Source organism: Epilithonimonas caeni DSM 17710 (genome assembly GCF_000426465.1).
Lineage (GTDB): Bacteria > Bacteroidota > Bacteroidia > Flavobacteriales > Weeksellaceae > Epilithonimonas > Epilithonimonas caeni.
This window is the reverse complement of sequence record NZ_AUFK01000020.1, coordinates 151,424-157,724: the sequence shown is the minus strand read 5'-3', so window position 1 is coordinate 157,724 and position 6,301 is coordinate 151,424. Positions and strand designations below refer to the sequence as shown.

6 protein-coding genes and 2 pseudogenes are annotated in these 6,301 nt (G+C 37.9%); 1 reads left to right on the top strand and 7 read right to left on the bottom strand.

Going from position 1 to position 6,301, the window contains the following annotated elements; genetic code table 11:
* A pseudogene (locus K319_RS0114990) lies at window positions 1–266 on the top strand (IS4 family transposase); the annotation flags it as partial.
* Window positions 267–316: 50 nt separating this feature from the next.
* Here the strand turns inward: K319_RS0114990 and K319_RS0114985 are convergent.
* The 7 genes and pseudogenes from K319_RS0114985 to K319_RS0114955 form a co-directional block, all read right to left on the bottom strand.
* Window positions 317–1,072: pseudogene (locus K319_RS0114985) on the bottom strand (efflux RND transporter permease subunit); the annotation flags it as partial.
* A 120-nt stretch (window positions 1,073–1,192) separates the two neighbouring features.
* Window positions 1,193–1,528: a DUF6660 family protein gene (locus K319_RS21930; protein WP_394330690.1), complete on the bottom strand. Its 336-nt coding sequence runs from the start codon at window positions 1,526–1,528 to the stop codon at window positions 1,193–1,195.
* A gap of 160 nt (window positions 1,529–1,688) precedes the next feature.
* A complete protein-coding gene (locus tag K319_RS0114975; RefSeq protein WP_027384325.1) occupies window positions 1,689–2,105 on the bottom strand; it encodes a hypothetical protein in 417 nt (138 codons plus the stop codon).
* 118 nt (window positions 2,106–2,223) lie between these two features.
* Complete coding sequence (gene lpdA / locus K319_RS0114970; protein ID WP_034671907.1) at window positions 2,224–3,627, bottom strand: dihydrolipoyl dehydrogenase; 1,404 nt, start codon at window positions 3,625–3,627, stop codon at window positions 2,224–2,226.
* Window positions 3,628–3,791: 164 nt separating this feature from the next.
* The gene (locus K319_RS21925; protein ID WP_027384323.1) at window positions 3,792–4,217 is read right to left on the bottom strand and encodes a Fur family transcriptional regulator; all 426 of its coding nucleotides are present in this window, start codon (window positions 4,215–4,217) and stop codon (window positions 3,792–3,794) included.
* A 115-nt stretch (window positions 4,218–4,332) separates the two neighbouring features.
* Entirely contained in the window at window positions 4,333–4,899 is a 567-nt protein-coding gene (locus K319_RS0114960; protein WP_027384322.1) for a DUF2652 domain-containing protein, read from the bottom strand.
* Between the two features lie 100 nt (window positions 4,900–4,999).
* Entirely contained in the window at window positions 5,000–6,295 is a 1,296-nt protein-coding gene (locus K319_RS0114955) for a TolC family protein (protein ID WP_027384321.1), read from the bottom strand.
* Between the last annotated feature and the right edge of the window lie 6 nt (window positions 6,296–6,301).

The following is a 6,301-nucleotide window of genomic DNA, read 5'->3' as shown; positions in this document are numbered from 1 at the left end:
GAAAGCGGTGGGACATTGAAGTGTTTTTCAGGTTCCTGAAACAGGAACTCAACCTAAGTCACCTGGTTTCAATGAACAAGAACGGGATTGAAGTGATGGTCTATATGACAATGATTGCAGCGATGCTTTTGTTGATCTACAAAAAAGCCAATAATCTGGGCTACAAAACCGCTAAAAGACGAATAGCCATGGAGCTCCGGGATATGATAACTGCTATTCTAATCATATTTGCAGGAGGCGACCCAGGTAAAGTTTTTAAAACATAAAAAATGGTCGGAATTTCTTCCGACCATGACTAGGTATGGCCCGTGATTTTTACGGGAATGTTTTTAATGTCTTCCAAAGTTGTAGCTAAGCCCACACCACGGATAAAATAAGCGTTCGGTTTTTTGTCGATATACGCACCGCCCGTATTCTGATTGTTTTGTTCGAGTGCGTTAAATATATCGGGAATGCTTACGCCCATTGCTCTTAATCGGTCGGGGTTTACCGCAACCTCGTATTGTTTTAATTCCCCGCCAAAGCTGTTTACTTCGGCAATGCCCGGTGTGCCGTACAACTGACGGGCAACAATCCAATCCTGCATTGTACGCAGATCTTTGGCATTGTATTTATGCTCGCTGCCTTTTTTGGGGTGGATGATGTACTGATAGACTTCTCCAAGCCCTGTACTAACCGGAGCCAGTTCAGGCGTGCCGATACCTTTCGGGATTTTTTCTTCGGCTTCTTTCAGTTTTTCATTGACCAACTGCCTTGCAAAGTAGATGTCCACATTTTCTTTGAACACTACCGTAACCACCGAAAGCCCGAAACGGGATATACTTCTTGTTTCTTCTAAATCGGGAATGTTGGCGATGCTCTGTTCAATCGGAAACGTAACCAACTGTTCCACTTCCTGACCCGCCAGTGTAGGACAGGCAGTAATAATCTGTACCTGATTATTGGTAATATCCGGTACGGCATCTATCGGCAATTTGGTGGCACTCCATACGCCCCAAATGATAAGAACCAATGTCATTATACCAATGACGATTTTGTTCTTGATGCTGAATTTAATTATACTATCTAACATTTGAATTTATGATTAATGTTTATACAAACTTGCATGATGCCATTTTCTAAAAATGACAGCATATAAATACGATACAGACGGTTTCATCGAAACGCTGTGAAAGAATTAAGCAGTTATTACTTAAACATTAATCTTAGGCGGTTGCCATATGTTCCCGTTATATTGGGATAAGATATATATATTTCTTAAAGGGACTTTTCTTTTATCAGTGGACTGAAACTCAAGTTCATTGATTTCAGGTAGCCTAAAATCCAGTGTAACTCCATTAATTGTACCGCAACATTGGCAGCTACAAAAAGGGCTGCAAAAATCTTTGTGTTCAGTTTTGTGGTTATGTTCCAAAACATTTACACTGTCTGATACATTATTGGTGGCACATCGGTAATAAGCATCACTGCAAGGAAGTATTGCCATTCCGAGCATATAGACACTAAATATGAATGTTAAGAATTTCACAGTTAAATTTTAAACTTCAATACCGTTAATAACTATTAGATTAATTAGGGAATTTACTAAATACAATTATGATGAGATTTGCTATACTGATAAACTTGTTCTGTTTGAAATATATGTCTTTGCTGATTATGTTTATTGTTCTCTACAATTCTTTCGTCTTCTATATCAATCCGGCTGAATTATCCATCATTATAAAACAACCGGAATATCTATCGTCAATCATAACGATTATTACCGGTTCTTGCAATTCGTCCAAACTTTCATCATAATAGAAATCGTACAATTTCATAAGAGCCAAATTGCCTATGATAATTTCGTGTCCGTCTACGAAACCTTTGATACCGTAACCAGGTATTGCTTCAAACTTTTCGATTTTGAAATCAGACAAATTAATCCGTGGTAAAAATTTAATAATGCTGCCTGCTATTGGATGTACAGAATGAGATTGTAATGCCGCCGTGTAAGTAACCACTGTTTCTTTTTCGGGTACGGCACATTCAAATGCAATCACTTCAAACGGATGGTCGCTTCTGTAAGCCGTGTCGGTACTTCTGGTATGAATATTTCTATTTGCCATTGTAATAAGTTTTATTTACACAGCAAATTTATCAGTAGATTTTAGGAACCTGGTTGCAAATGTAAAACAGCCATATTGTTATATGGCTGTTTTTAAAAAGTTATATTTTCAAGCTTAATCATATATGGATTGCAATTTTCTCGACGTCAAGACAAGCTTCACGCAGGTTTTCATAGTAAGTCGGATGCCCGTGAGAAATGCGGGCTATATCTTCAGCAGCTGCCCTATATGCCATTGAAACCGTAGCTTCTCCAATCAAATCAGAAGCTCGCTCTCCAATTATATGGAAACCTAAAATTTCATCTGTCTTTGCATCTGCTAACACTTTTGCCACGCCCTCAGTTTTACCACTGGTAATGGCTCTTCCAGATGCAGAAAAAGGGAACTGACCAACTTTATATTTTATTCCTGAAGTTTTCAATTCTTCTTCGGTCTTACCAACACTGGCGACCTCTGGACTGGTGTAAACAATGCTTGGAATAGTATTGTAATTAATATGTGGTTTTTGTCCTGCAATAATTTCAGCTACAAAGATACCCTCTTCCGATGCTTTGTGTGCTAACATTGGTCCCTCTACCACATCGCCGATGGCATAAATTCCTTTTACATTTGTTTCCATATTTTTATCTGTAGAAATCTGTCCTCTCGAATTGAGTTCAATTCCTACTTTATCTAATCCTAATCCTGTAGTATAGGGTTTTCTTCCAATTGCCACTAAACAATAATCGCTTTCCAATGTGACAATATCACCATTTTTGTCTTCAGCAGTTACAGCAATACTATCACCGGTATTGGTTGCTCCCGTTACCTTATAACCAAGTAAAAATTCAAAATCTAAATTTTTCTTTAGTGATTTTTGAAGTTCTGCCCCCATTTTTTTATCCATATTAGCGAGAATGCTCCCTGCATACTCTATTACGGTAATTTTGCTTCCCAATCTTCCATAAACTGACCCTAATTCCATACCGATAACGCCGCCTCCAACTACAACAAGGTGTTTGGGAATTTCCTTTAAGTTCAAAGCTTCTGTTGAACTGATAATCCGTTTTTTGTCAATATCAATTCCGGGAAGCGAGGCCGGTTTTGAGCCTGTTGCAATAATTACGTTTGCCCCGGTAATGGTTTCTTCTGCGGTTTCAGACTTTATCAAGATGGTATTCTTATTTTTAAAAGAACCTACGCCCTGGAAAACCTCTACTTTATTTTTTTTCATCAAGTAGCTTACTCCTCCGTTGATTTTGGAAACCACGTCTGCTTTTCGGGCAATCATTCTTTTTAAATCAACCCTCGTATTGTCCACATCAATACCGTGATTTACACTGCTATACTTTATTTCATGGTATCGTTCAGAGCTATCCAGCATAGCCTTTGATGGAATACATCCAACATTCAGACAAGTACCTCCAAGTACGGAATACTTTTCTATTATTGCGGTTTTTAATCCCAATTGTGCACAACGTATTGCTGTGACGTAACCTCCCGGTCCTGAACCAATGATAATTACATCAAATTGACTTTCCATAGGTTTTATTTTTAATTTTATATTAGTATTTCTATAATATCGAAAGTGTTAATTCGATAATTTATTCTCTAAATTTATTAGTAAATTTTTGGAACATGGTTGCAAATTTAAAGCAACCCTATTTGGTAAGGGCTGCTTCAAAATTTAATTAAAAATGAAAATGATTATTTTGTTTTAACGAACCTTGAGCAATCTTTACAAATACCTTTCATTACGAAATTCACACTGTCCAAAAGAAATTTTTCTGGGAGCTGAATTGCTGGTATTGAAATACTTTCAAGACAATACGTATTCTTACAGCGGTTACAATTGAAATGGACGTGTAGCTCGCCAACCGTACACATACAGGTGTCACTGCAAATAGAATACTTTATAGATCCTGAGCCGTCATCAATACTATGGATAAGCAAATTTTCATGGAATAGGCTCAATGTCCTGAAAATAGTAGATTTATTGACGGTTTCTAACTCGGTTTCCAAATCAGTCAGGCTGAAAGCCTTTTGTAAGCCAGACATTGTTGTAAAGATTAACAGCCTAACCGAAGTGGGTTTTATGCCCCTTTTCAATAATTTTTCTTCTAAACTTTTCATTTTACTTCTATCAGTATTTGTTACTGAATTTAAGTCTATTGTAAAATTAGAAATGTTCTTTTGTATAAGTATTGTAATTTCCTTTGATAGATTTGTGATATTTACTGTTTGTACTTTATAGGTAATGTATGTAACCAATTTCAGGCAAATATTTACAGTCTTCACAATTGTCGTATTCAACAGTTGATTGTTCAGGCTCTTTGAAATTTGCTTTCAAAAATGCGTCAGAAAACAAAGCGTAAGGAGGATATTCAGCAATATGATTTTTTAGCATTTTATGTGCTTCCACAACAGGTGCACCATAAAGCTTTTCAAAAGTGCCAATTTGATATTTAGCAAAATTGCCGTAGTGGACGATTGTCTTCAGAGAAAGCGGGATTTCAATTGCTAATTGTTTAGATAAGCGTTGTAGCTCTTTTTGAAAATCTTTGTATGTGTGTTCTATTTGTACCAAAGTTTCCTCAAATGTGGGTAGGTTTTTGTACTTATAAAACAGTATGGCATCACCCTCTATTTCCGAAATTTCCATACAAAGAATATTGCTGTCCATTATTGTTTTAAGTAAACTTTCTGTTATGTATTTGCCAACAAACATATTTGATTTGATAACGAAATCTGTAAAGCCCGATATGTCAGGTATCATTAACAAACCCTTTTCTTCACTGGAGTAAAGTTCTTTCATTATTACATCTTAATATTAATTAAAAAAGCAGGGGCTTTTTTAATGCCCCTACATTTTGAGTATTATCAATTCCCATAGCATTAACTAATTTAAAAAAAAGCTATTTCATCTGACCAATGGTTTTATGATAAACAGCTTCAGCAATTTTGTAAAGTACTTTCGCATCTAACATATTGCTGTATGCTCTTTGCCAAAGTGTTTCAGCTCTAAGCACATCTTCCCCGGTAATGGTTCCGGCTTTAAAGCGGTCATTGCTCAATTTAAGGTTTTCGTCAGCTTCAATTAATGATGCCTGCATCAAATCAATATTGTTAGCCTGCAATTGCAGGTTAAGCATTGCCTGCTCGATCTCCACAGTGATTTGACTTTTCAGTTCTTTCAGTCCGTATTCAGCCGAACGTATATTAGCTTCCTGCTGTTTTACTTTTTCCTTTCTGCTGCCCCAATCGAAAACCGGGATTTTAACGCTCAACATACCGAAGTATGTAAGCATATGGTTTTTAGTCGGGTCGCCAAAGTTGATGCCCTCTTTTCCAAAGGCAGCCATTCCGTTCAGCGACAAACCTACCGATGGTTTCTGGTCGGCTTTGAGCATACTTTTGGTAAGCTCGCTCATTTTAATGCTATTGGTTGCCAACTCAATTTCCGGACGGTTTGCATCTGGAGCCTCCAAGATGCTCTGCTTAGAAAAGTCCCCCGTACTCAATGTATCGATTATGTCTATACCAGTGGGGTCTTCCATCCCGATTAATTGGCTCAATCTTCTTTTTGCTAAGATGAGCTTGTTCTCCGCAGCCTGCAAACGGGCTTCGTTTTCGTTCTGTAGCACCTTTGCCCGCAATACATCGTTTTTGTAAATCAATCCTGCCTCAAACTGGTTGTTAAGAAATGTGTAATGAGAAGCCAGTTGTTTTTTAACCTGTTGTTCCAATTTGATTTCTTCCTTAGCCTGTACCATAAGCCAGTAAGCGGTTTCGGTAGCCAGTAATACTTCGTCTTCTACCAATCGCTGTTGAGCGTTGCTCATCTGTATATTGGTTTCTGCCATCTGCTTGCCGTACTTAATCTTACCGCCTGTGTAAATCGGCTGTGTAACGCTGACCATTGGTGCAAACCCATATTCAGGCAGCATAGTGTTTAATGGCTCGCCAAAGTAAAAGGCGGTCGCCGAAGCATCCAGTTTCGGCCTGCCTGCCACATCCGCAATCAGCTTGTCGGATTGGGTGGCAATTACGTCTTCTTTGGCTTTGCCTATCCTGTTATTTTTTTTTAATGCCAGTTCTTTGCTTTGCGCAAGGGTTAGCTGCTGCTGTGCAAAGAGGTTGTTTGTTCCCTGCAAAAGAGCGAAACCGCATATAAAAACCTTTATGACTGTTTTATATCTTTTCTGTAACATAATGCC

What these genes read in the sequence shown, in the direction of transcription:
- K319_RS0114975 (WP_027384325.1), bottom strand. Translation starts at nt 2,105, where the DNA reads ATGGCAAATAGAAATATTCATACCAGAAGTACCGACACGGCTTACAGA.
- lpdA (WP_034671907.1), bottom strand. Translation starts at nt 3,627, where the DNA reads ATGGAAAGTCAATTTGATGTAATTATCATTGGTTCAGGACCGGGAGGT.
- K319_RS21925 (WP_027384323.1), bottom strand. Translation starts at nt 4,217, where the DNA reads ATGAAAAGTTTAGAAGAAAAATTATTGAAAAGGGGCATAAAACCCACT.
- K319_RS0114960 (WP_027384322.1), bottom strand. Translation starts at nt 4,899, where the DNA reads ATGAAAGAACTTTACTCCAGTGAAGAAAAGGGTTTGTTAATGATACCT.
- K319_RS0114955 (WP_027384321.1), bottom strand. Translation starts at nt 6,295, where the DNA reads ATGTTACAGAAAAGATATAAAACAGTCATAAAGGTTTTTATATGCGGT.